We start from the raw sequence: 25558 nt of genomic DNA on the forward strand, positions 1-25558 counted from the left end.
CCATAACACAAAAAAAGTTTGTTTTTTTAGATGTTGGGGTTGATAAAGGTTCAGCATAGTTTTCCGGGCAAGATCTCACAAGCCAGCATAAAAAAGGCCAGGAAATCAACCCCTGACCTTCGAAAAATACAATATCTAACCTACATTACTTACTTTTTTAACCGATGCAGATCGCAAATAGTTTTAAATATTTTTAGGAAATTCGTCTTTCCACCAGGTAAAACGCCAGTCATAGCCTTCTTCTTCGGTCAACAGGCATTCTTCCAGCTCCGCCAGATATTTTTCTTTATCCAGATCCTGACCTATAAATACCAATTCATTTTTTCGATCTTCCCACTCCGGATGCCAACGTTTAAGAAGTTCAGCTCTGATTTCGGCATAACTGGGATACTGATAGCGCTGCTCTTCGGGCATGCTACTCCACCATGAGCCTGCACTTTCCAACCTTACGCTACCGCCTGCCTGACTAAAGCTAATGGCCAAATGCGGGCGGGAGGCCAACCACAGGAGACCTTTAGCTCGTATGATATTGTGCGGGTAGCGCTCGTTGAGGTAGCGGTGCAGTCGTTGTGGATGGAAGGGCCGTTGCGATCGAAAAACAAAAGATGAAATACCGTACTCTTCTGTTTCGGGTGTATGTTCATTTTCAAGTTCCCTGATCCACCCTGCCGAAGATGAAGCTTCATCAAAATTAAAAGAGCCCGTACCCATAATTTCCCGGGGATCAACGCGTCCAAATTGTGTACGGATACGCTTTGCACCTGGATTGAGCCGCCCAATTGCAGCCTCCAAGGTACCCAAAGTTTCCTCAGATACCAGATCGGCCTTATTCAGGAGGATAACATTCGCAAACTCGATCTGATCAGTCAACAGATTTACGATCGCCCTATTATCATAGTCGTCGTCCGTCAATTTTCGATCTAATAAGGTGTCGGCGCCTCCAAAATCTTTGGCAAAGTTGAAACAGTCCACAACTGTTACCATGGTGTCAATATAGCTGAATGTAGACAGGTCAATCGCATTATCATTACCAACATAACTGAATGTCTGGGCAACAGGGATAGGCTCCGAAATACCAGTACTTTCGATAAGAAGATAATCAAAACGGTTTTCTTTCGCTAGTCGCTCCACCTCCACCATCAAATCCTCTCTTAATGTACAACAAATACATCCATTGCTCATCTCTACTAATTTTTCTTCCGTTCGTGAAAGTACATTTTCGCGCTCAACAGCCTGTGCATCGATGTTCACTTCGCTCATATCATTGACAATGACGGCCACCTTCTTACCCTCCTTATTGTGTAAAATATGATTCAATAGTGTTGTTTTTCCTGCGCCTAAAAATCCACTTAAAACGGTGACAGGCAATTTAGTTTTTTGGGAAATGCTGCTCATAGTAATTTCGTTTTCACAAATGTAAAAACAATAACACTTAAATGCAACACTGTTGCTTTATTATTGTACACACTAAACCAAAAGTCTTCCAAATGCCATTAAAAACTTATCAATGATTAAGATAAGTTTCATTTAACCTGATCAGCAAGACGTTGCCGTAAGATACGTTCACGATCAGCATCCCAATACTTGCAGTCCAGTTCGATAAATAAGGAACTGTAGGGTAGAGTTGACTCGGTCTTCAGTACGACAACACCAAAAAGCTGTGCTGCTTTATCCATTTTCGCAAATACCTCTTCGTGCATCAGCGGGGTTAATTTTATGTTCGGAAGTAATTTCTTTAGACTCTCCTGATATGCTTTTAAGCCTGGCGCGATGGTTTCATCTAAGTATCCAAGCTCCTTATCTTGGTAAAAAACAGGCCTTATATGTGTTTGCTTATCGAGTAGTCGCAATGCGGTATCCAATACCTCAGGCATCTTTCTTCCCGTATTAATAATCAGCATATTTTTGGTAGCAGGAGCCGGATAGGCCTTATCAACAATCAATATCCAATTGCGGTGACCTAACAAAGGTAATTGCTGCGAAAATAAATCCTTCCAGTCTGGTTTTAACGGCGGATCACCCAAATGACGTGGCGATGATTCACAAGCGACCATCACAGCAAACATCATGAAAAGAAGCAAATCATTTATCCATTTTTTCATAGCCATTGTATTGTTAGTGTATCTCCATTTTTTAGCATGACTTGCTCCTTAAAACTAAGAATCAGACGTCCATCAGTGCATTTCAGCTCAACCAGTTCAATCGACCTTTCATTTTGCTTTACAATGAGTTGTTTTTTATTGAGCGATAGGTCATCCGCATCACCTAGATGAAATTCATGAAGCATCAATTGACCATATTTCAAGGTCAGTGTACACTGACATACCCCTTTAGTTTTTCGCTTCTGGGTATATGTCCCCCATCCTTTTGCTGTTGTGAAAGGCGCCTTGAAATCTGCTTTTCCTAACTTAGGGGCAAATCCAATCTGCCCTTTCGGCCCATGATAACTAAAACCACAGGCGCTGATAAAGGTTCCATAGCTTGCCATGGCACGTGCATAATGATCGCTGCATTCAATCTCATTAAAAGGATTTCTCTTGGCAGCGTGATGGCGATCGTGGATCACCCTTGTCAATGTTAAACTTTCGTCAACCATGCCTTCCGCCATCATATGTGCAGCGACCTGATGTTCAAAGCCACTCATACATTCATGGAAATAACCTAATTGCCAGGTAGTATTGTCGCCATAAGCCTTGTCTTCATTCTTTGGATTAGTGTTCATAACCATGCCCCCCTCCCCAGCCAAGGCATAAGGCCTTCCGCCAAGATGCGTTTTTATATAGGGGCCAACATCCATGGTAAAGTTATATTTCCAGAGTGCTTTCAATGCAGACACTACGTTCTCCTGACGATTGACCCCCGGCATGTCCACTTGTCTGCACCAGGCCTGACCATAGACCTGGTCAATATGACAGGTATTATAAGAGCCTAGCATCTTTCGCCCCTGCAGCATATCGGGACGATGAATATAATACTCTCCATTAAAGAGTTTGCTATCCATATTTTCAGATCCCTTCCTAACGTATTCCAAACACAATTTTTGAAACGTTTTATCACCTACTTCCTTCGCCATCAATGCAGCAGCCTGTATTGCTGCGAGACATAATCCGACAATCCAGGCAATTTCACCTTCCCAGACCGCATCAAGTGTATTTTCCATTGGCGTATCGGTCATACCATCCTTGTTTTTATCCTGATCAAGAACAAATTGAACAGCCTTCTTAAGTTTAGGCCAGTTTCGCTCAAGAAATGTGCTGTCGCTGCTCATCTGATGGTCACGATAGAAGCGTAGAATAACACCAGCCTGCCCATCAATAGCCGGTCTTTTTTCATATTCAGCACGAAAGATGATGGCACCGGTATCAGACTGAAAGCCAACACCTAGATCCGTCACTTCACGTAGATTACGTTCAAGATCCGGAAATATCCTGCCCATGGACTGCCCATATTGCCAAACGTGCGTACAGGTACCAGCACATGCCCCTACTCCTTCCCAGCCCCAAAATCTTCCCGAAGCAAAACGCATGGTGTTTGCTGTGGCCAGTGTGCCTATATTGACAAAAGTGCGATCCATAAACCAGTACGGCAGTGTTGTATCATTCCAGGTCTGCTGCCATGCCATGGTTTCGCTCTCGAGTTTTTCACGATTGTTCAAATAATAATTGATTACTTCGGCCGCATTACTAAACCTGGCACCATACCAATAACCCGATTGCGCATCCTTGAGGTGAAGTTTCAGTTTAGGGTGTGGATTGTTAAAATACCAGGATATTACATAAGAAATTTGGCTTGTCGCCTTCGCTTTTATTGTCCGTTTTACCGTAAAGGCACCTACTTGCAAATCCGAAAAACCGACGGTCGAATCCACCCTATCCGCCTCTACCTCCTTCGGTTTTACAGGCCATTCCCGTATCCTCGTCGTGGGTTGCGCTTCTATATCAATACAGGTAAAAGCCATTGATCCATGGTCGCCAGCTTCCATGGCTTGAGTAGGAACCTGATCGCAACTAAAAAGCAACACTTGAGTATCGGCATGTTCCGCTAGGAAAGAGCGTTTGTGTACAGTATCAAAATCTTTCCGCCCTTTATGTACACCATTTTCCATCCAGCCCGTAACCGTTACATCGACTGGCGCGTCGCCCTTGTTCTGCAATTCGATATGTATGGTGGTAAGTGGCAAAGAAGAGTTATCCTGATCCAAAGGAATAAATGGTGAATAGGCTACCAATACCACATCCAATGGAAAATCGATACTGCTATAGGTTATTCGACATGTTGGATATGTTGCTTCAAATGCTACCTCATCCCAGTGGTTTTCCCTAAGCTCCTTGATAACCTGCTTTCCATCGACTAAGGTCGAAATCGCAAAGCCCTGTTCCATACTCCGCAGGTTGTCTGCTATAGCAGGGTCAATATAAGCAGATCCATCCCTCGGCCGTACAGTGACCAATTCTTTTCCATTGTTCCATTGCACATTTTTGGGTTCTATCCCCTCGCGCTCACCATCATAAGCCGTATTAAATATCTGCCACAACCATAGCCGACCATCACCTCCTATATAGACCGTACCCGAATGTAAACCACCTACAGGCATTCCAATGTACCGAAGCTCGTTTTTACTTTTTCGATAGGTGATTTTTTTTCCCTTTTCATACAGCGAATCAAACCATTGCCTGCTGAGACCTTTTTCCTCTGGAATGTTGTGAACAGGTTTATCCCAGGCAAATACGGTATTTGACCATACAGGAAATTTGCTGGCCAATACGCCCAGGCCAACTAAACTGGCTTTCTTAAAAAAACGTCTTCTGTCCATTCGTTTATAATTTATTGCCGTCCCGAATTTAGCGGAAGGAACTATTGGTTTGTCTGCACAAGATATTGAAATATCCTTGATATCCAGCAATAAACATCCCCACAACAAATGGTAAATTATTAAAAAAGTTAAAGCCGCCTGATGTAGCAAAATCAGAGCGGCTCAGCTTACAGCACAGGAAAGTCTGTAAAGGTTACCTACCAGTGGAACTATTAGCTTAAAACAAACGCACTTTAAATCCCAGTTGATACTGGTCAATATGCGCATCCCAGTTGTCTACGATTTTATTATTCTTTTTGAACTGTCGGTATCTAAAATACAGCGCGCCAAGGTCTATCCCTAATGCGTAACCTATCCGTGTACGACTGTTGAACGCTGGTTTTCCATCATTGAGCTTATAAGCGTCGTCATTGAGCAACATATTAAGGTCTAGACCGCCCAGGATGGAAAATTTTCTTGTAAAATTAACTTTAAGGTACACCGGAGTGTTGAGATATTTCAGCGAACGAGTCCCTTTGGATAAACCTCCGGAAAGGGAAGCTGTGTTGTCATTAACACGTATTCTGGTTAAATTATAACTAGGTTCAACTTGAATATCCATTTTGCTATTAAGCCCAAATATCAAATCTCCCCCCAATTGATATCCCATTCTATTGGCGCCAAATGCATTCCCACTTGCACGCGAAATATTACCACCAACCCGAAGTCCAAACCCCATTTGTCCGTAACATGCGGTCTTGAAACCGAACAATCCCACGATCAAAAAACAAACTAGTGTACAATGCTTCAACTTTAATCGATCTATCTTTATCATTTTTACCATAAAACACACCATTACATTAGACCAATAACTGTTTTCCTGTAATTTGCAACTTCACAAAATAGGCTATATTATTTTTCTTTATACTTTCCTTCAATATTCGGGCTTCCAGTGTAAAGTAAGCATGATTTCGCAAGAAGACTAGGGTAAGAGCATACCAGATGCGCTCATCGACCACCTGATTTTTCCTATAATTTACCTCCAGATACATCCTTTGATTAAGGTCAACAAAACTTTTACTCCCCAAATGAAATGAGACCGCATCCACAACTATTTCCTCCAGCAGATTTTCTGGCTTTTTCGAGGGCCTTGTTGCAAAAATGCACATTTCAACTTTTTTGATTACGGACTCTGCAACCAAATGTTCCTGTAAAAAACACCTTGCTGCAGATGCGCTCCTCTGACGGGTTCCTTTTACCCCTTCAAATAGATAACCTATATCCTGAAAATAAGCGGCACAATTTACGACGAATTTATCTTCGACCGTCAAGCTATACTTTTCACTCAGGATAACTACCGCATTTACAATATCACGAACCCTATCAATCGTGTGAAAACACAGTTGTGGATTGTGGTTCTCGCGGTAACTCTGCACTAAAAAAAGATCTGCCTGCTGAAGTAAGTTTGTGTAATCCATTTAAACAAAACTAAAATTCCGTAAAAAATAGATTTAACATATTATACCAAAGGGGCTATTTTTTATACCAAAGGGCCTTTAAACAAAAAAGGCCAGGTAATCATACCTCGCCTTTATCCTTAAATTTTCCTTTTTCTATCAATTATCCCAAGCACCAAATCGCTTTAGATGGTTAATTGCTGTTATTTATGACATTATTTGATCGTTACAGCAAAAGCATATTCATCGGGAGGAAGACATTGTGAAGCGTCACAAGCTTGCCATTCCACTGTACCTTTTACTGTTGCAGTTCCTTTGTTGAGCGAAACTTTTTGCTGAAAGATCACTTCATTTGTAAAGTATCCTACATCCATTTTGAAAACCTCTTCGTGTTTAATCTTTGGTTTTGGTTCAGCAGTCTTACCTACCAACGCATAATCAGCGGCTTTACTGAAATTGAAAGATGTTGGAATTGGTCCTCCGTCTTTTACATTTTGAGAGTAAATGTGCCAACCATCTTGAATGGTAGCCTTCACGTAAACCATAGCTTCCTTGTTGTTCAATTTTTTGCTGGCCACAGTCCATTTTACAGGTTTATGGATCTGAGCGAATGCGCCCGAAACGGCGAACATAACCACGGTCACTAACAATAAAATCTTTTTCATGTTTGTATCAATTTTTCAGTTTATTATTTCATCGGCAGCACATTTCATACAGTATTTTTTCTGTAAAAAACACCACTTAAATGCTTACAACAATATTCGCTATAAACAGAATAAAACACAACATGATCACAATAAAACAATAAATTTTATCAAAAAATAATAATTAAACCATATTTTTTACACTTTTAGAGGCTCAGTTTTTTCAATTCCAGTAATATATCCAAAAAAGGCTATCAGACTAAAACAAAGGGAATTGTCAAACATTGTCTGTTGCGAGCTTGTGAACGCGTTCTGCTCTACGACTCCATCCCGAGCTAATCAATTTTACATAATAATCTGTATCTTATGCATGATTCACATTTATGCCATGGCTATACCAACCACAAAAGACGAACTCCTTCAAGCTATACGTACAAATTACAGCAAGCTTGTCTGTGAACTTTCCGATATTCCAGTCGATCAAACTAATCTTCTTATACTCCAGGGTCATGCTAAAGGAACAGTAATGAGTATAAATAATCTAATTTCCTATTTAATTGGCTGGGGTGAGCTGGTTCTCAAATGGAATAAGAAAAGTGAAGATGACAAAGAGGTTGATTTTCCGGAGACTGGTTTTAAATGGAATGAACTAGGCAAACTGGCTCAAAAATTTTATCAGGATTATTCCGACCTCGATTTTACGACTTTGTGCGCAAAACTAGATCAAACTGTTTTAACAATTGTGGAACTCCTTGAGCAAAAAACAAACATGCAGCTGTATGGTGTAACCTGGTATGGAAAATGGACCTTAGGCAGAATGATTCAATTTAACACCGCTTCACCTTATCAAAATGCAGTCGGGAGAATCCGCAAGTGGAAAAAAGAGAAAAAATAGTAAACCATCGCTGGATAAATATTGTTATTCAATAAACACATATAATCATTACTATGGGAAATCTATTATATACTATCGCTGTTATTTTGGTCCTGATATGGGCAATCAGTTTTTTTGGCGGATTTGTTGGCGGAGGGCTAATTCATATTCTTTTGGTTATCGCTATCATTGCAGTGCTTCTGCGTGTAATTAAAGGAAACGCGTGAAGACTGTAAGCAGTTTATTGATTACGATAAAAAGCTCCTCATTTTTAACGCTGAGGAGCTTTTATTTGCTGTAAATTCTTTAGCTAACGAACTTAAATATTCAGATCTCCTTCTTTACCTATATCTTCCGTTTCACCTGTTAGTCTAACTTTTAGCATCTTAAACAGGTTGACAATCATATTGGAGTCTGAATCCCAATAATGAGCATCTTTAGGCGTAACACGCAACAATCGGATATTAGGATCCTCCTTACCTTTCTCAAACCATCCTTCCATCATTTTGTTCCAGTAACGATTTATCCTTTCCTGATCTCGCGAAAGACTCGCTTTACCATTTATACTTAGAAAGGTGTAGTGTTTTGGGTCCGCATAAAATAAGGAAGCCTTTGGGTTCTGTGCGATATTCTTAAAGGTATCGCTCTCAGCAGAACAAATAAACCAAATATCTCCATCTTCGTCTACTTCTTGTCTACTCATTGGAACCCCATGTGGATACTCCGATTCAGCTGGGAATGAACACACTGTTCCCACATCGATTTGATCTACAATTGCTTTAAGCTTATCTAAAGCTTCTTTGTTATTTAAATTATTCTCTGCCATAATATGTCGTTTATTAAGGAACAGTATCCTGTAGAAAATCGTTTATTTTTTTAGCAAATTCAGGCTATCTTCAGCAGTGAAAGGGGAAAAGTACGAATAAAAAAAGGCAAATCAAGTAATTTTACGTATTTTTAATACTAATAATATTAGTAATTTTACGTCAAAATATTAGAGAATAAATCATGTTTGGTTTTGATGATAAATTGCAAATATTAGCTGATGCCGCTAAATATGACGTAAGTTGCAGCTCAAGCGGAAGTAAACGAAAAAATAGTGGTGGTATAGGTGATTCATCGACTAGTGGCATTTGTCATACCTACACCGAAGATGGTCGCTGCGTCTCCCTGCTAAAAATTTTAATGACTAATTATTGCATCTACGACTGTTCATTTTGTGTGAGCCGACGAAGCAATGACGTACAACGGGCAGCATTTTCGGTGAAGGAAGTTGTCGAATTGACCATGAACTTCTACCGTCGTAATTATATTGAGGGTCTTTTTTTAAGTTCGGGTATTTTCAAATCTGCCGACTACACCATGGAACGCTTAATGTTGGTCGTCAAGAAACTTCGGACGGAAGAACGGTTTCATGGTTATATCCATCTCAAGGCCATTCCGGGTGCGAGTGAATCGTTATTAAAAGAAGCAGGCCTATATGTTGACCGGATGAGTGTGAACCTCGAAATTCCCACTGAGGAGGGACTCAAGCTAGTTGCTCCCGAAAAGGATCATCAATCCGTTCGCGAGCCTCTAGCGATTATTAAAAATGAAATCCTAAACCTTCGGCAGGATAGAAAAAAAGACAAGAAAACACCCTTGTTTGTACCAGCAGGCCAAAGTACACAGCTGGTTATTGGAGCAACTCCAGAGAGCGACCTACAGATTATGCAGACCGCCAATACATTCTATAAAGATTACAATCTCAAACGGGTTTATTATTCGGGTTATATTCCCATCAACGCGACCGATTCCAACCTTCCCCAAATTGGGACATCACCACCTCTTGTACGTGAAAACAGACTTTATCAGACAGATTGGCTACTTCGGTTTTATGGTTTTTCGCTTCATGAAATACTCAACAGCACGCATCAACATCTCGATCTAGAAATAGACCCTAAGCTTGCTTGGGCGCTACGCAACCCACAATTCTTTCCCATCGACATCAACAGCGCTACGTATGAGTGGATTATCCGAATCCCCGGTATTGGCAGGCAATCCGCAAACAAAATTGTGCAGTCGCGCAAATATGGGAAATTAAAGGAATATCAACTTCGAAAAATAGGAATTGCCTATAATCGTGCCAAATATTTTATGGTTTGCCAGGATACACTCATCGCTGGAGGCTTCCACTATCCCGAAAACATCAGAAAGTCTATTCTTGAAACTAATCCCCGTGCACAGGTCACGGCTTCCAATACCCAGCTAACACTTTTCTAATGGACTATATTTTTGACGGAAGTTATTCCGGATACCTCTGTTGTGTATTTGAGGCCTTTGAACGGAAAGAATTTGATAGCATTCCTACAACAGAAAAGTCCATGGAAATTAATATTTTTTCGGAGAAGCGACAGGTTCATACTGATGTAAAAAAAGCCATGCGCATTTTAGTGGGAATGGAAAAGATACTCGGAGCACAAGAAACAAAAATTTTTTATCTTAACTTTTTGTCCGATAATCAATCGGAATGGCTCAATGGATTTCGACTGATCGTTGAACTTTTTCGAAGGGGAAAATTGGATATACGCAATTATGGATACCCACCTATACTCCGTATCCATCAGACGATCAAAAAGATCAGCCGCGAACGACACCGCATGAAAGCTTTTATCCGATTTGTCAAGTCTAACGATAATCTCTACACAGCCATCGTTGAACCCGATTTCAATGTGATTCCTCTGGTTGTAGACTTCTTTAAAAATCGATTCGCCGACCAGTGCTGGTTAATTTATGATATACGGCGAAACTATGGCTTCCATTATGATGGCAAAAATATCTTGGAGGTATCCAACAACAATACACATGAGGTTCAAGATCCATATCAGCTAGAAGTGGATCTCGACCCTCAAGAAAAAGATTATCAGCATCTCTGGAAGACTTATTTTAAGAGTACCTCTATTGAATCACGCAAAAACCTGAAGCTTCACTTAAGACATGTTCCCAAACGTTACTGGAAATATCTCGTCGAAAAACAATAAGTCCCGAATTAGCGAAAATCCTATTCATATCATTATTTTGATCCGCCAAACAGCTTGCTCACCAACCAAATGACAATAGCGACGACGACAACAACCAATAGGATGCCCGACCACACACCAGCTTTAAATATACCTTCAATTGCTGCACAGCTCGACACGAGCACCAATAAACTCGACATGAGCGCAAATGGAATTATCTTTTTCATAAATACCTGTTTTAATTATTAATTGGAAGTATGACAATACTGGCCTTGAAAATGTTTTACAGCAATGACGTTCATGTACTTTTTACATCTCACTGCGGATACGTCCGATACGTTCACTGCATTAAATACTTGAGTAGTCCGTATTTTTTTGTCATAAAGTGAATGCGCTACGTTATTTACACCCTAAAAATACGGTTAACGGACCAAGGGAAGCTTTTGGGTACAGCATTTGATTCTGTTTACCCAAATAGCAAAATAGAATTTAAACAATAATTAACTAAAGATATGGACACTATACACCAAAAAGCACAAAAAATAGGATTGGAAAAAGGTTATTATCTATTATTAATGGCTATATTGGATTTACCTGTTGATGGTAAGGAAAAATCGGAAAAGAAAAAATAAGGTTGGTTCACCAAGATACACAAAGGAAATCCAGCGGTCTCAATAGTATTTGATACTCCCCTATTAAGGAATAGGGGAGTATTTTATTAAGGACCCCGTTTTTAATAACCTTCGTTCTGTTTAAAATCCTTCGTCACATCCATGACACTTTGTGGAATCGGAAACAAACGCCTGAACGGTTGTGTTGCCGGTTTGGCACTATAAGGCAGATCATACTTTCCGAAACGTATCATTTGTGGGCGGCGAAGCAGCTCCCAGTACGTTTCAAAAGCAATTTCACGGTAAAGATCGCCCGCATTTAAAGAGGAAATTGTCTTCCCAGGTTCACTTCCATAGAGTGACTCCCTCGTGCGTGATGAACGTAATTTATTAATATCATTGAGCGCCAAATTCACTTCTCCTTTTCTGAAATAAGCTTCGGCACGCATTGTGTAAATTGCACCAAGGCGCACCAATGGAATATCGACATTACTTGAGCCATTGCCGTCTCCGGGATCGTATTCATATTTAAAAACCCGAACACCACGATTGATTTGATCTTGCTTAAAGACAGCCTGTTTGGGATCGTCAAAATTGAGTTCTGGAGTAAATACCATCTTTGTACCAGCGCTTTTCTCCATAGACAATTGCGATACCTTAATACGTCCGTCTGCGGTCATTTCAAAAGCCCCATTTGCAGTCAGCTTTGGTCCATACTGTTGGCCTTCAATAATACCGCGGTTAAAATGAAACCACATCAGATTTGTCCCCGGTACAATATCTGTCGATGGAACACTTTGCTCCCGATCATTATAAAACCAAGTACCGTCGCCATATTGATACTTTCTTGAGAAACGTGGATCATCATGATTTCCATTCCACGTCGCATAAAATTCAGGTGTGATACAGGCTGCATTGGTACCACGATTTACCGGAGTAGGTCGCTGGTTACGTTCGACGCAGACATAAGCAAAAGAATTGGATCCATTTCTGATCTTATCGATTTTCTGTGTAATTACCCAGATTAGCTCTGGGCCTTTCTCATTTTTAATGGAAAAGCTATTAAAATAGTTGCTTTCCAAACGGAATTTTGAAGAATTGATCAGCAGTGAAGAATAATAGATGACCCTATCCATATCTGTTCCATCACCAGAAGCAGCTTTCTCGGTAAATTCATAGGTATTTGCCATCCTGTTTTTAAAAACAGCGCGATTGAGATACATCTGTGTTAATAAACCGTAGGCTGCTTCTTTGGTAAATCGACCATTGTGGGTGGATTGATCGCCCAATGAAGCCAAATCAGGAAGTAAGCTCTCGACTTCTACAATCAGTTCATCAATAGTGGAGGCCGCCTTTTTTATTTCCAAAGGTGCCCGTTCATTCAAAGGGTCTCTATAAGGAACCTGACCATACAAATCCAGAACCGTATACATATAGAATGCCAGTAGTCCTTTGGATTCTGCAAGAAAGAGCTTTTTTTGTGGGATATTTGACTCAGTCACAGCTTTAACCGCCGTCATTGCTCGTGTGATTCCATTGGTTAACATATTCCAATTGTCCGTGACAATGGCATTATCTGGTGTCCAGGTAAATTCATGCATCGAACGCCATTTACCGCCATCCCCCCAATCGCTTCCACGGGTTGCCAAAATAGCTTCATCAGTGGTATATTGCTGGAGGGCAAAAACACCACCATGATCAACAAAAGTTCCTTTTCCCAGACGATCATAAGCCGCGGCCAATGCGCCTTCGGGATTTGAAGCATCGTCACCAAGAACCTCATCGAGTACCTGTTCATCCAACTTTGTACAACTACCTAAAAGCAACATAAAGGATAGGCAGAGGATATATTTATTAAAAAAAATCTTTTTCATCACTAAAATTTAATCGTTGCACCAAATAAAAATGTCTTCGCCGAAGGATAGGCCGTATAATCAACCCCCAGTGACTGGTTGCCGTTACTTACACGCGGGCTGTTGATTAACGGATCATATCCCGAATATTTTGTTACCGTCCATAGGTTCTGTCCCGTTACGTACAATCCAACGGATTGAACCCATCTCTTGCTGACCAAAGGTATCGTATAGCCTAAACGAACAGAATTAAGACGAATAAAATCAGACTTTTCGAGGTAAAGCGTTGAAATCTGCGGGTTATTGGAAGGACTGATATTGGGCGCATAATACCTATTGGACACGTTTCTATCCGATGCCAGATTATTAATATTCAAGGCATTCATCGCCATATTATTAAAATTATAACCGCCCAACTGTCCAATAAATGAAAAAGAAAAATCAAATGCCTTATAGTACATTTGGCTGTTCAGACCGTAGGTAAATTTAGGTAAAGCCCCTTCGATAATTCGACGCTGGTCACTATATTAGTAATTACCTTTATCATCTACTCCTTCATAATCCCATAAATAAAAGGAGCCGGCAGCATATCCGCTCTTATAAATATTGACGTTCACACCAGATTGCCCCGGTCCTGCAATAGCGCCAGAAAGAATTTCGGATACTGGCAAATCTTGGATCTTATTTTGCAGTGTAGCGCCATTGACATCCACTGTCCAGCTAAATCCTTCCTTATTGATCAACTTTGATCCGAGTAAAAACTCAAATCCTTTATTCACCAATTTACCATCGATATTGACCCAAATATCGGCCGTAGGACTCAATACCTGCGAAGGGATATTTAATATTGCATCTGTGGTGGTTTTATTGTAGTATTCCAATGTTCCGTACAATTTACCTTTCCACAAATCAAAATCAACACCGAAGTTTGTTTGCGTGACAACCTCCCATTTTAAATTTGGATTGGGTGTACGATTGACAGATACGCCGTTGACCAGTGCAAGGTCGTCATTCATGTAATAGCCATTGCCAGCTGCCAAAGAATAGCTCGCTTTGGTGATCTTATTCTGCACTTCTTGATTACCCGTATTCCCCCAACTGGCCCTGAATTTCAAGTCATTTAGCCAATTGGTCTCTTTCAGAAAGTTTTCCTTCGCGATATTCCAGCCCAAGGCAAATGAAGGAAAATAGCCATATTTGTTATTCTTTCCGAACCGGGTCGATCCATCGGCACGCAAGGAAGCTGTCAACAGGTAACGATTGTCATAACTATAGTTTACACGTGTAAAATAGGACTGCAGTTCATTCACCTGAGAAAAACCTGTCGCTGTTGTTGGACGCCCAGCGTAGCCCGGATTATTTTCAGGAAGTACACCTTCCCCCTTATTTGCGATACCATCAATGGTATAACCATTTCCTCCATTATCAAATTTCTGATAGGAAAATCCCGCTAAAGCTTCAATTTTATGTTTATCGATCAGTTTACTATAATTCAGGTAATGCTCGAGCAGAGTATTTTTCGAATTCTGATTATATTTCATGAATCTTCCTCGTGGATTGAGGTCGGTAATATTGGGAAAAATAGTGGTATTCCGTTCACCCATGGCGCGGTCAATTCCCAAATTGAACTTGTATACCAGCCCATCGATAATGCGAAAAGAAATATCCAAATTACCTAATGCACGCAGTGTCCGCGTATTATCCCGATAGATATCCAACAGATACATCGGGTTGTAATGCGCATTCATATTAAAATTTGTAAAATTCCCTTTGTCATCAAATACCGAACGGGTAGGATTTGCCATCAAGGTATGTGTAATCAATTGGCCAAATGCCCCCGTATTGTCACTTGTCGGCACACCAATATCTTTGGTTTCACTAGCCGTAAGGTTAAATCCAACCGTAAGCCTTTTATCATCCAAAAAAGATTCGGAAGCATTAACACGAGCAGAAGTTCGTCTAAAATCACTATTCTGTACAATCCCCTGCTGGTCCATTTGTGCGGCAGACACATAATAATTACCTGTACTACTTGCTTTTGAAAAGGAGAGGGAATTGTTCCTTGTTTTTGCCGTACGATAGACCACATCCTGCCAATCGGTGTTACTACCGTGATCAAAAGCCTTATCTTTTATTGCACTGCGGTATTGTTCGGCAGACATCACATCTACTTTATGAGCCACCGAAGAAAATCCCAGATACGAATCAGCCGTTAGATTGGCCTCCCCCTTCTTGCCTTTTTTTGTCGTAATAATCACCACGCCGTTAGAACCTCTCGCCCCGTAAATTGCCGCTGCTGAAGCATCTTTAAGTACCGTAATGGATTCGATATCGCTTGTATTCAGAAAATTCAGTGGATTTTTAGGTCTACTTGAACCAAAACCGATATCCTGACCACCAGGACTCACATTTTCATTGCTCAAGGGTACTCCATCAACAACAAATAGCGGTGTACTGCCACTGCGGATAGAACCTACCCCTCTAATCGTTACATCCACGCCACCGCCTGGCTCGCCGCTGTTCCCTACTACACGCACGCCGGGAACTTTACCTTGAATTAGATTATCGGCCGAGATGACCGCTCCCTGTCTGAAACTCTTTTCATCCAACTGATTGACAGAACCTGTTAGATCCTGCTTCGTCTGCTTTCCATATCCCACAACGACAACCTCATCCATTGCATTGATCACCGTATCCAATTGAACAGTCAATACATTGTTATTATTGACAGCGACATCTTTAGCCTGGTAACCTACGATCGTAAACTGAAGAACAGGATTTTGGCTTTGTACCTCAATTCGGAAGCTCCCATCCGCTTGGGTACTGGTCTTATTGCCCATTCCTTTTTCTGTTACCGTTACAGCAGCAAGACCCTTACCGTCTACCGATTTGACTATCCCTGTGATCTGCCGTTTCTGAATATTCATCCGAATGTCTTCTGTTTTCGACAAGGCAACCGCGGTGCGATTCAATACAATATTATTATCTACACGCTTGTAATCGATCTTGTATCGCTTACAGATGTCTTCCAATACATCGTTAAATGGTACATTTCTATAATTTACATTGACAAGCCTATCTTCCGAAAAGATGGACTCGTTAAAGAAAATATTAACACCACTTTTCTTTTGTAGGTCTTTGAGAACGGTAGATAGTTTGGCATTTTTCATGGATAAACTTACCTTTTGCGCGTAAGTCATCGCTCCGACATGCATATTTGCGGCAAATAAGAGCGGCAAAGCAATAGACAATTTCATTGAAATTGGAATTTTAAAGCATACGTTTTCCTTCATCGGGAAAACGCGAGCCCGATTTTTTTTATAAATTTGCATTGGTTGATAAATTAATAATAAGCGACTTGATCTATCAATCTAGGATTTATCCAAAATCCATCAATTAGACAGGAGTGCTTCCAACACTCCTGTTTTTTTCCTGTTACATCACCTCTACCCTCCTTTCCTTCCGCTCAAAGCGGACACCCCCGGCTAGAGCGATTGTTTTCAACAGTTTATCGATATTTTCATATCGGGATATAGAACCCGAAAAACGAACTTTTTCCAAATTACCATGATAGCGGATTTCGACGTCATACCAGCGGCTAATTGCCTCCATCACCTCATAGATCGAAGCATTGTCAAAGGCAAAATTTCCATTTTTCCATGCCATGAAGTAAAAAGGATCAACCACAGCTTTGGTAAATACAGCTTTCTTGATATCGTATCGTGACTGTTCATTGGGTATCAGGAACTTCTCGCCAACTTGGGCTCCCGCATAGGTCAATTTCACTTTTCCTTCAGTAAGTGTAGTGACTACCTGCTGATTATAACTGGAGATATTAAAAGCTGTCCCTAGCACCTCCAACGACTGCCCACCCGTTTTCACTATAAAAGGAACGCGTTTGCCTCCATTCATGACCTTTGTGACCTCAAAGTAAGCTTCACCTTCCAGATCAACCTCCCGAATCTGCGCCCGAAAATTGATGGGGTAGCGAATTTTCGTCATAGCATTGAGCCACACCTGTGTACCATCGGGAAGCACCAATTTGTACTCACCGCCTTTAGGTGTCACAATCGTATTATACACCAATTTATTTTCAGCTTGCCCCTGCGGGAAATGGTAGGTAATTTTTCCGTCTTTGGTTTTACGAACAGTAAACGATGTGCGCACGATGGTAGTATCTCCAATGATTTTCTCAAGATCGACAGCGGTTCCATCATCAAATAGGATCTGAGCTGTCTGCCTTCCCGGTACCACGGCCGAATCTTGGCTGGCCAATCTTCTTTCGACAGTCTGTATAGAGGGTTGCTGCAAATAAAAATATAGTGAAGCTACAAAAGCGCCTAAAATAACAGAAGCTGCCACTTTAAGCCACAAACGCCTTGGCTCTACGACGCTATCCACGGTGGGAATAGCTCCAATTTTCCTATCCGCCCTTATACGGGATAAAATGTGCTGAAATTGTCGCTCTTTGTCGATAGCTGTCTCCTCGACAACATGCTCTCCCTTTTCCCACTGCTCTTCCAAAGCAGCAATAAACTTAGGGTCATTTACCAACTCCCGAATCCGTTTGATCTCCGCCGCATTACAAGAACCTCTTCTATATTTTTTGATCAGTTCGTTGTACTCCTTATTTTCATTCATGCTTTCTTTGCTCTTCTATACTAACTAATCGAACGAAAAAGAAAGATGTACCAATGGAATTGTAAAGTATTTAAAAAATAATAAAAGCGGCATCAACCCTTGGCTGTCCAGGTTACTATTACTTACGTTAAAGATGCTTTATGCTACAAAAAAAACAGAAAAATCTTGTCCAGACGAAGACGGACAAATTTACTTGCCAGGGCCAGATGATTGCGCACCGTATTTTTGGATAGCCCCACCTGTTCGGCAATATCTTGATAACTATGATCTTCCAGCTTATTAAGACGATAGATACGCTGCTGCTGTTCAGGAAGTTCTCCGATGATTTTTTCCAATTCTTGTTGAAGCTCACGGTAGTCCAGTTGTTGTGCCAATGCCTGTCCAGCTTCTTCCCAATCCGCATGTTGATCGAGTTCATATTGATCACGCAATACCTTTCGCCTAAATCCAGAAATAGCCATACGTTTGGCAACGCGATATAAAAAGGGATAAATTGATTCCGGAGTGTTTATTTTTTCACGATAACGATGTAACTGCACAAAGGCTTCCTGTGTAATTTCTTCTGCCTCTTCCAACTGACCTGAGAAATATAATGCGCGTGAAAAAATCTGTGGCTGATATTTTTCAAACACACGTCGAAAAGCCTGCTCATTTCCTTGCTGGAAAAGAGTGAACGTATTTATTTCAATAGGCATTTCCTTTAAACTCATCGGTTGTTTCTTATCGTAAAAAAATATGGATAAATAAACGATGTCCATTTAACTTTACTGTTAAGCGAACATAAATTTATCTCAATACTTTTTGGTAATAGAAGATAATTGGTTGAATCTTACTACTAAAATATAAAAAGGAAATGGAAAATACACTTTTATTCTTTTTGTGAAGATCCAGGAAGATGCTACAATGGAAAAATAAAGCCTTTTTCAACTACATGAAAAAGGCTTTTAGTCATATTTACATCAACAATTTTTCCTAAACTCCTCAGGACTCATTCCTTTATTTGCTTTAAAAAATGTACTGAAATATGGTACATTTTCAAAACCAAGTTCAAAGGCAATTTCTTTTACAGTTTTAAAAGTATGATAAAGCAGTCGCTCGGCCTCCAATAGTATGCGTCCACGGATAATAGTACCGCAGCTCGTCGATCTTTTTTTTCGACAAATCCGATTAAGATAGTTGATCGATATATTCAATTGCGCTGCATAAAATGACGGATAACGCTGCTGCGCATAATGACTATCAACCAAAGATTCGAAACTTCGGATTTTATCGTCATCTTCCTCCTGCTTTACAGCCACATGATCGACCACGATTTGCCGTCCCAAAATCTGGAGCAGCATGGTTAAGTAGCGGCTCAATACACCGTGAGCACTCAACTTGACTGGATTATAAGCTGTTTCCATCAAACTTACTATATGTAGACAACTGATCATATCTTCTTTTGAGAGCACAAAAGCGTGCTTACATCTACTCCTTAAAAAATGAAAGAAGTTTCTTACGGCAGTGTTCTGCCTTTCCATGAAAAAAGATTCTGTAAATAAGACACTGTATCCTTCTACAGACGAACCTGCCTGAAAACTACACACACAATTTGAATTTATGCTGATTATATCATGGCCAGCTATAATCTGTACGCTCTGATCCGCTACCATAGACAGTTCACCACTCTTGATAAACAAAAGGGTATAAAAAGATCTTAGATGGAGCGTATTTTGATTTGCTTTAGCTTGTAAAAAAGCTGCTATAGGCATAATAACGATTCCCTTCGAAGCGGAATCAATATCTTCTAATTTTAGAAAATCTAGTTTCTCTTTTCGTATTACCATTTCTTTATGATTATTCTGTAAAAAAATATTTGTGGAATAATCAAATGATTGGCGGTCTAAAAATTTCAGGTAGTATACCTCCGAAGGTATCGGAGGCAAAGTCTTTCGGATAGACAGTCTTCACAGCAGGTACTATTGGAGAGCACAGCAAGATTTCCTTCACATACTGCACAAAGACCAATATTTCCATCCCCTTCATTTTGGCGAGCACATTGTTCACATCCTTTTGTTCAACCGTTTTTTCGCTAAGGAAACAGAAGCCTTTACAGCTCACTGCCGGTTCAAAACGATTGACACAGAGATTTTGCTCGATATAGGTGCGATTGCACTCAAATTCAATAAATGCCCACAACAGATTGGTTGCCTGCACACATATTGCCCAAGCCATTGTCATACAAAACCACCATCTACAGCGCTGAGACTTCATTGATCCGATCTATTTTGTTGTGCTATTACGTTCGCGCAAATATTCTAAAATGGCACGTGCCTCTTCCTGCTTCAAGCCCAAACTAATCATTGGCGAACCATATTCCTTACTAAGTACTTTCGCGTCGGCATCCTTCTCCAGCATGGTTGCCGGATCCAGCATCATGTTCATAATCCACTCCGGGGTACGACGTTTGATGACAGCGTCCAGCGATGGGCCTACCAATGTGCGATCAAAACTATGGCACATTGCACATTTCGACACAAATAGTTCTACCCCCCTATTTGCAAGCTGCGCATCAAAGGGTTTGTGTTCAAAGGAGGTAATGGTTCCTACACCTTTGGATCCCTCTGTTTTATAATCGAGCATGGCCGCGGGCTCAGCTACGGAAGGTTGCTGGGCACCATCTTCTTTCTTGGCTTTTGTCCCCTCATTTCCGCTACACGCCAGTATAGCTACAAAACCGAAACAGCCCAGGATTACGTTGATTCTCTTTTTCATTTTTATTGTTTAAGTATATTGGTAAAATAAATTCTGTTTGTGTTAAGTGACCTGCACCAGATATTTTATATCATCCTGATTTGATTTTTTGCCCTCTTTCCATAGTTCGACAATGACTTCCCAACGACCAGGCATAGAAAAATTAACCGTGCCTTCATAGTAACCATTACCTGTACTTTCAGCAGCAAAATTTTCCGAAGACCCCGTTTCCGTAGTAGGCCTATTGGTCTTTAGTTTAATGACATAATGATCTAATACCGGAAAATGATGACCATCCATTTTATTCATTAAAAATCGGATCGGATGCTTTCCCTGCTTTACGCTATCAGGCAATAGGCAGGAAATAAATATGCGGCTATCATCTCTAGTTCCTGAGCTCATTGTTCGCATGGTTGCTGCTGCAGTAACCGGAATCTTGATGGCAACTGTATCTTTTATGCGATTGTGACTACGTATCGTATGTAATTGCCAGCCCTTTCCCATCTGCGGGATATCTGCCATAATAAAAACCATTGGGCCTCTATACCAGCCTTCGCCGAGCGCGACGGGATGTTCAAAGGGGCCACCATGCTTCATACGTCCCATACTCATTTCTGGATAGAAATCAAGGGATTTGTCATTGATCGGATTTCCCGAAGTATCTCTTAAACGCAGATAAATGGTATGATATTTATTGTTGAGTTTGGCATCCGCATATATGGTATAATTGGTAAAATCCCAAACCGTATCCGCTACACGGACCAGATCGGACTCCTTAGGCAGGATAAAATCCGTAGCATTCTTACCGTTCTTTTTTGAATGATCGGCAGTACAGGATGAAGTTGAAAAAGCAACTGAAAACGCGAGTAGCAGTAATATCACGCCCCCGACAGTCCCTACACGGGAATATAAATTCATATGTATTGATTTAAATCTTTTGAAAATAGACAGTACCTGCCATCAGTCAACATGCCGACAGCCCGTACGAAAAGCAAAATGACTTAAACCAAAGGTGGATGAAAAATAGTAAAGATTGGTCTATAGCTATAGTTTGTCTGATATGCTGGAAGTAAGGTCTCCGCAGCTGCTTCTTCAAAAAAAGCGATATCAAGGTTAAAACATTGCTGATTATTGATAAATACAACGTCGATTATACGAGATTCCAGATTCTTTTGTTCCTTCTCCTCATGTTCACGCATTTTCTTCATCAAAATACATTGTCCTCTACAGGAAAGTGCCTTTTCGTTGAATCGATTGATACACTCATTCTTAGCGATATAATCTCTGTTAAATTCAAAAACAGTCCATAGCCATACCGACGAGAAGCTCTGCAGGAGCATCAGCGGCAGTAGAATCCATATCAATTGTTTCGCTTTCATGTATCGCTAGTGCAGCAAATATACTAATTATTGACATACCAGCAACGAACTGCCTCTTTTCAAAACGCCCAAATGTTTTCTAAAACATCAAGAAGTTTTAGTACATTTAGCTAAAAATCACGTGCTTTGAGCAAATGAAGTTTAATCCTCTTTTAGTCATTAAATTATTACTTGGGCTGTTTATCTGCATCGGAATAGCTTTGACCATATTGATGATGGTTCATAACAGCAAAGTTGTGGGAGCTTATGTCGTTTCTGGACTTTTCATACTATTCCCAGGTATTATCCTGTACGGTATGACCGTTGGATTTCGAGTATCCGAGAAAACCATAACACAACAGATCGCCCAACAGGAAAGTGTAACATCCGATCATAAAGGCCTATCCTATCAAATCCCTTTGCTAAAAACAACCCAATTTATCTCCTGGGAAATTATCGAGACCATTATCTACAGCAACTACCACAGCGACGACCAGGCGCAGTTCAGCTTTTATCTGACACAACCGGCATTGCAAATCGCGTCAGAAAAGCCAGGATGGATAGCGAAAGTCCTTTTACCCTTGATAAAAACAAGTAAAAAGGTCGTTATTTACGAAAATTGCATCAATTTTCGCGAAATCCCGAAAATGCTAGAAAAACATTTTTCCTCCATCAACCCTGTTGACATAAACGAAGTCCATGGAAAAGGAACACTACTGAGCTCAAAGACCACCTTAAGGGAAAATACGGTTCAGATCGAAGAATATTGGAAACCTAATCCAAATTTTGAGCCTGAAAAAGTCATTTATGATCGATACAACCGGACGATTGATGAACTGAAACAATCAAAAAACAGCTAAAATTTGTTTTCCTCGGCAAAATCACCCACGTCATCGTGTAATATTCAACAGGTATTGCTTATTATTTATTACTACGTTGGTGCATTGGCTTGATGATATTTATGTTCGCAGCTGAGGCAAGCAGAATAAAAATCCAAAATAAGCTGATCGGAGATATGACATAAATTCCAGCAATTATTGCTGATAAAATGGATAAATTTGTACCCGTTAACATTATTACGATGATTAAAAGAATAACAGCATATTGGAATGACCGTAGTAGTTCCTGGCGCAAGGAAAGGCATGAAGCTTGGTCCCGGCCGGAGACCGAACGCTGGCTTGCGTTTTTCAAGTCCATCCGTAGCCAGACTACGGGCAATAAAGTACTTGAGGTTGGTACTGCTACCGGATATTTTGCCAACATTATGACCCTTGCCGGTTTTGAAGTTACTGCCGTTGACCTCTCCCCGCAGATGATTGAATATGCAAAACTCGTCAGCCAAGAACTAGAACTTCGCGTAGACTATCGGGTCATGGATGCGCAAGTACTACAATTTGAAGCCAACACCTTTGACTTCGTCTTCACTAGGTTGATGACGTGGACCATCCCCGATCTTGAAACATGCTACCGCGAGATGGAACGTGTACTTAAGCCGGGCGGAAAACTGATCAACCTGGATGCCGATTTTGGGAAAACGGTCTTTAGTACCGAAAGGCACGATGAATGCCCATCGGGCGCTATCGATCAGATCAATGACATCAAATCGGCATTGGACATCAGTGCGCATCAACGTCCTGCTAAAGACGTCGAACTATTGGAAGCAGTTGGATTTGGTTCTATTGAAGTCGATATGGATGCCCAAAATCGTATTCTTGAACTCCCTTTCGAAACTGAAGGACTTTTTATGCTAGGGGCTATCAAAAAGTAAAATTTGTTCAACACCTTTGATCTGTTTTTCGTCTGGAAATGCTGGAAAACAATCGGTTTACTAACCTTTCATGCCAACCGATCTTTCATGATAAACTAAGTTTGTCATTTAAATTTTCATAAAAAAAAGCCCGATATAGATCGGGCTTTTACAGTAAATTGATTGTTATCAAGAGACAGCCTGATAAGCCTTCCGCGGAAACGAGATCCGAACAGAAACGCCTGTACCATGCTGATTCTCGAACTGCATTTTTCCATCAATCCGTTTGATCAAATCCTTACAGAGGGAGATACCCAATCCTGCACCATTTTTGCTCTCAGATTTTTTACGGTCCCAGCTATTGACAAAATTTAGATTATGGAGGACTTCCGAAGTAAGTTCTTCGCCATCATTGCTGACGATAAGTTCCCATCGATCGCTCCGATCATCGATCAATTGCAGTGTAATGGTACCGCCGACTCGTCCATATTTAATGGCATTGCTGATCACATTTCTAAGTACAAAAGCAAAGATTCCCTTATGGGTATCCACCCAAAAATCCTGGCTCACTGAATTTATTATCTGTATATTGAAACGTTGGATTTCTAGCGTATAGATCCCTAATACCGCGTCAATTTGAGCACAAATATTGCAGTTCTCAGTATTTTCAAGCTTATCTCGAAGTTGTGATTCTGTCCAGAGTAAAACCTCTTCCAACATCGTACGCGATCTGGCCACCTGTCCTTTTAGATTTAAAAAGATAAGTTTAAGATCCTCCTTATCGACTAAAGAAATATCATCAATCGCCAACAAAATTTCGACCGATGCAAATGGTGCTCTGAGATCATGTGAGGCAATCGATAGGACTTTAGTCTTGAAACTCTCGGCAATTTTTAATTCCTCATTATAATGGTGAATACGAATTGCCTGTTCACTGAGGATACTGTTTGCGGTCGTCAATTTGAGCTGCTCGACCTTTAACAACCGATTTTTTCGGATTAAAAAGTAGATCAGTACGCCTATCAGCGTTTTACTGATGACTATTCCAACAATAAGTAAGGTAATAATAGTTTGGCTTTGCACAATTTTTAGGTAATAAATTAACAATAATGACTAATGGAATACCAAAGCTAAACAATCACATGCTAATTAAAAAATTTACCTTAAAAAAAATTACACTTACCTCGATTCTTTCTTAACTCATTCAAAAAAAGGCTAGATCAATATTGACCTAGCCTTTACAAAAAAATATCCTCTAATAGACGTATACCTTATATACCTTTGGTTTAATGAACAATAGCTCAGTAAAATAGTTTTAAGTATCTTATTTTTGTTTATTCGCCAAATAAACCTATCTATTTTTAAATCCATTTCGGCGATGCTGCACTTTCAGCAAAGACTTCCTAAATTTCCAAAGCCTGCCTAAAGTCTACTGAATATGCTCAAAATTATTTGCAATTGGGTATGGCTGCCATCACATCCAGTGACATATCCATCGCTTTCTTGGCCCACTTTTTCAGATTGTCCAAATCAGCTGCTTTTAACGCCTTATTTCCAAAGATTACCGCATTAAGTGAATAATTTTTGGCATTCGCACAATTGCAATTTGGAATTATACTGTAGGCAGAAGCTTCTTTCGCTTTGCCTACGGCGTCCTTAAGCAAAACTTTGGCCTCATCCAGTGATCCAGCCTGATAGGCTTTTTTAAAGCTCATAAAGGCCATCTCGGCATAGGTAGATGCCATACCGCAGCCCGTATTTACCTTTTTGTTCTCCTGGGCCATTACCGAAAAAAACATACTCAGCAAGGTCATCGTAAAAAAATATTTCTTTTTCATGATAAGGGTAT

At 40.5% G+C, this 25558-nt stretch carries 26 protein-coding genes; 6 read left to right on the forward strand and 20 right to left on the reverse strand.

What is annotated here, in order from left to right; genetic code table 11:
* Positions 1-183: 183 nt before the first annotated feature.
* The 6 genes from M2419_RS03415 to M2419_RS03440 all read right to left on the reverse strand — a co-directional run bounded on the left by M2419_RS03415 (position 184) and on the right by M2419_RS03440 (position 6914).
* Positions 184-1395 (reverse strand): GTP-binding protein, encoded by a 1212-nt coding sequence (locus tag M2419_RS03415; protein WP_259254229.1) that lies wholly within the window; start codon positions 1393-1395, stop codon positions 184-186.
* Between the two features lie 128 nt (positions 1396-1523).
* The gene (locus tag M2419_RS03420) at positions 1524-2102 is read right to left on the reverse strand and encodes an RbsD/FucU domain-containing protein (protein ID WP_259254230.1); all 579 of its coding nucleotides are present in this window, start codon (positions 2100-2102) and stop codon (positions 1524-1526) included.
* Positions 2099-4813, reverse strand: coding sequence for a GH116 family glycosyl hydrolase (locus M2419_RS03425; protein WP_259254231.1), 2715 nt, complete (start codon positions 4811-4813; stop codon positions 2099-2101). Before M2419_RS03425 ends, M2419_RS03420 begins: the two co-directional genes overlap by 4 nt.
* 217 nt (positions 4814-5030) lie before the next feature.
* Complete coding sequence (locus M2419_RS03430) at positions 5031-5627, reverse strand: PorT family protein (RefSeq protein ID WP_259254232.1); 597 nt, start codon at positions 5625-5627, stop codon at positions 5031-5033.
* Positions 5628-5652: 25 nt separating this feature from the next.
* The gene (locus M2419_RS03435; protein ID WP_159727848.1) at positions 5653-6270 is read right to left on the reverse strand and encodes a hypothetical protein; all 618 of its coding nucleotides are present in this window, start codon (positions 6268-6270) and stop codon (positions 5653-5655) included.
* Positions 6271-6464: 194 nt separating this feature from the next.
* Positions 6465-6914, reverse strand: coding sequence for a protein-disulfide reductase DsbD N-terminal domain-containing protein (locus tag M2419_RS03440; protein WP_075993535.1), 450 nt, complete (start codon positions 6912-6914; stop codon positions 6465-6467).
* A gap of 349 nt (positions 6915-7263) precedes the next feature.
* Here M2419_RS03440 and M2419_RS03445 point away from each other — a divergent pair, with 349 nt between their 5' ends.
* Both M2419_RS03445 and M2419_RS03450 read left to right on the forward strand, forming a co-directional pair.
* Positions 7264-7788, forward strand: a complete 525-nt coding sequence (locus M2419_RS03445) for a ClbS/DfsB family four-helix bundle protein (protein WP_310440931.1) — start codon at positions 7264-7266, stop codon at positions 7786-7788.
* Positions 7789-7841: 53 nt separating this feature from the next.
* The gene (locus M2419_RS03450; RefSeq protein ID WP_112376008.1) at positions 7842-7994 is read left to right on the forward strand and encodes a lmo0937 family membrane protein; all 153 of its coding nucleotides are present in this window, start codon (positions 7842-7844) and stop codon (positions 7992-7994) included.
* Positions 7995-8086: 92 nt separating this feature from the next.
* Here M2419_RS03450 and M2419_RS03455 read toward each other — a convergent pair whose 3' ends face one another.
* Positions 8087-8593: a pyridoxamine 5'-phosphate oxidase family protein gene (locus M2419_RS03455; protein WP_159727850.1), complete on the reverse strand. Its 507-nt coding sequence runs from the start codon at positions 8591-8593 to the stop codon at positions 8087-8089.
* A 182-nt stretch (positions 8594-8775) separates the two neighbouring features.
* Between M2419_RS03455 and M2419_RS03460 the strand changes: the two genes are divergently transcribed.
* Positions 8776-10029 (forward strand): putative DNA modification/repair radical SAM protein, encoded by a 1254-nt coding sequence (locus tag M2419_RS03460; protein ID WP_259254234.1) that lies wholly within the window; start codon positions 8776-8778, stop codon positions 10027-10029.
* Positions 10029-10787: a TIGR03915 family putative DNA repair protein gene (locus M2419_RS03465; RefSeq protein ID WP_153846213.1), complete on the forward strand. Its 759-nt coding sequence runs from the start codon at positions 10029-10031 to the stop codon at positions 10785-10787. Before M2419_RS03460 ends, M2419_RS03465 begins: the two co-directional genes overlap by 1 nt.
* Positions 10788-10819: 32 nt before the next feature.
* Here M2419_RS03465 and M2419_RS03470 read toward each other — a convergent pair whose 3' ends face one another.
* The 11 genes from M2419_RS03470 to M2419_RS03520 all read right to left on the reverse strand — a co-directional run bounded on the left by M2419_RS03470 (position 10820) and on the right by M2419_RS03520 (position 21983).
* Positions 10820-10993, reverse strand: coding sequence for a hypothetical protein (locus M2419_RS03470; RefSeq protein ID WP_167512259.1), 174 nt, complete (start codon positions 10991-10993; stop codon positions 10820-10822).
* Positions 10994-11499: 506 nt separating this feature from the next.
* Positions 11500-13251 carry a RagB/SusD family nutrient uptake outer membrane protein gene (locus M2419_RS03475; RefSeq protein WP_153846214.1) on the reverse strand — a complete coding sequence of 584 codons (1752 nt, stop codon included), beginning with the start codon at positions 13249-13251 and terminating at the stop codon, positions 11500-11502.
* Between the two features lie 2 nt (positions 13252-13253).
* Positions 13254-13691: a hypothetical protein gene (locus M2419_RS03480; RefSeq protein ID WP_259254235.1), complete on the reverse strand. Its 438-nt coding sequence runs from the start codon at positions 13689-13691 to the stop codon at positions 13254-13256.
* Between the two features lie 66 nt (positions 13692-13757).
* Positions 13758-16487 carry a SusC/RagA family TonB-linked outer membrane protein gene (locus M2419_RS03485; protein ID WP_259254236.1) on the reverse strand — a complete coding sequence of 910 codons (2730 nt, stop codon included), beginning with the start codon at positions 16485-16487 and terminating at the stop codon, positions 13758-13760.
* 178 nt (positions 16488-16665) lie between these two features.
* Positions 16666-17871: a FecR family protein gene (locus tag M2419_RS03490; RefSeq protein WP_259254237.1), complete on the reverse strand. Its 1206-nt coding sequence runs from the start codon at positions 17869-17871 to the stop codon at positions 16666-16668.
* A 143-nt stretch (positions 17872-18014) separates the two neighbouring features.
* A complete protein-coding gene (locus M2419_RS03495) occupies positions 18015-18581 on the reverse strand; it encodes an RNA polymerase sigma factor (protein WP_159727858.1) in 567 nt (188 codons plus the stop codon).
* Positions 18582-18830: 249 nt separating this feature from the next.
* Entirely contained in the window at positions 18831-19697 is an 867-nt protein-coding gene (locus M2419_RS03500) for a helix-turn-helix domain-containing protein (protein WP_159727860.1), read from the reverse strand.
* A 40-nt stretch (positions 19698-19737) separates the two neighbouring features.
* On the reverse strand, positions 19738-20124 hold the full coding sequence (locus tag M2419_RS03505; RefSeq protein WP_153846218.1) for a hypothetical protein: 387 nt from the start codon (positions 20122-20124) through the stop codon (positions 19738-19740).
* Between the two features lie 9 nt (positions 20125-20133).
* The gene (locus tag M2419_RS03510) at positions 20134-20625 is read right to left on the reverse strand and encodes a cytochrome c family protein (RefSeq protein WP_153846219.1); all 492 of its coding nucleotides are present in this window, start codon (positions 20623-20625) and stop codon (positions 20134-20136) included.
* A gap of 42 nt (positions 20626-20667) precedes the next feature.
* Positions 20668-21522, reverse strand: coding sequence for a FixH family protein (locus tag M2419_RS03515; protein WP_153846220.1), 855 nt, complete (start codon positions 21520-21522; stop codon positions 20668-20670).
* 83 nt (positions 21523-21605) lie between these two features.
* Entirely contained in the window at positions 21606-21983 is a 378-nt protein-coding gene (locus M2419_RS03520; RefSeq protein ID WP_153846221.1) for a hypothetical protein, read from the reverse strand.
* 134 nt (positions 21984-22117) lie between these two features.
* On the opposite strand from M2419_RS03520, the gene M2419_RS03525 reads away from it, so the two are divergent.
* Both M2419_RS03525 and M2419_RS03530 read left to right on the forward strand, forming a co-directional pair.
* Complete coding sequence (locus tag M2419_RS03525) at positions 22118-22822, forward strand: hypothetical protein (RefSeq protein ID WP_153846222.1); 705 nt, start codon at positions 22118-22120, stop codon at positions 22820-22822.
* A 221-nt stretch (positions 22823-23043) separates the two neighbouring features.
* Positions 23044-23730, forward strand: a complete 687-nt coding sequence (locus M2419_RS03530; RefSeq protein ID WP_159727862.1) for a class I SAM-dependent methyltransferase — start codon at positions 23044-23046, stop codon at positions 23728-23730.
* 168 nt (positions 23731-23898) lie between these two features.
* Here M2419_RS03530 and M2419_RS03535 read toward each other — a convergent pair whose 3' ends face one another.
* The gene (locus M2419_RS03535; protein ID WP_153846224.1) at positions 23899-24792 is read right to left on the reverse strand and encodes a sensor histidine kinase KdpD; all 894 of its coding nucleotides are present in this window, start codon (positions 24790-24792) and stop codon (positions 23899-23901) included.
* Between the two features lie 365 nt (positions 24793-25157).
* Positions 25158-25547: a hypothetical protein gene (locus tag M2419_RS03540; protein WP_227550190.1), complete on the reverse strand. Its 390-nt coding sequence runs from the start codon at positions 25545-25547 to the stop codon at positions 25158-25160.
* Between the last annotated feature and the right edge of the window lie 11 nt (positions 25548-25558).

It is taken from the genome of Sphingobacterium sp. BIGb0116, from assembly GCF_024808035.1.
GTDB classification, from domain to species: domain Bacteria; phylum Bacteroidota; class Bacteroidia; order Sphingobacteriales; family Sphingobacteriaceae; genus Sphingobacterium; species Sphingobacterium paramultivorum.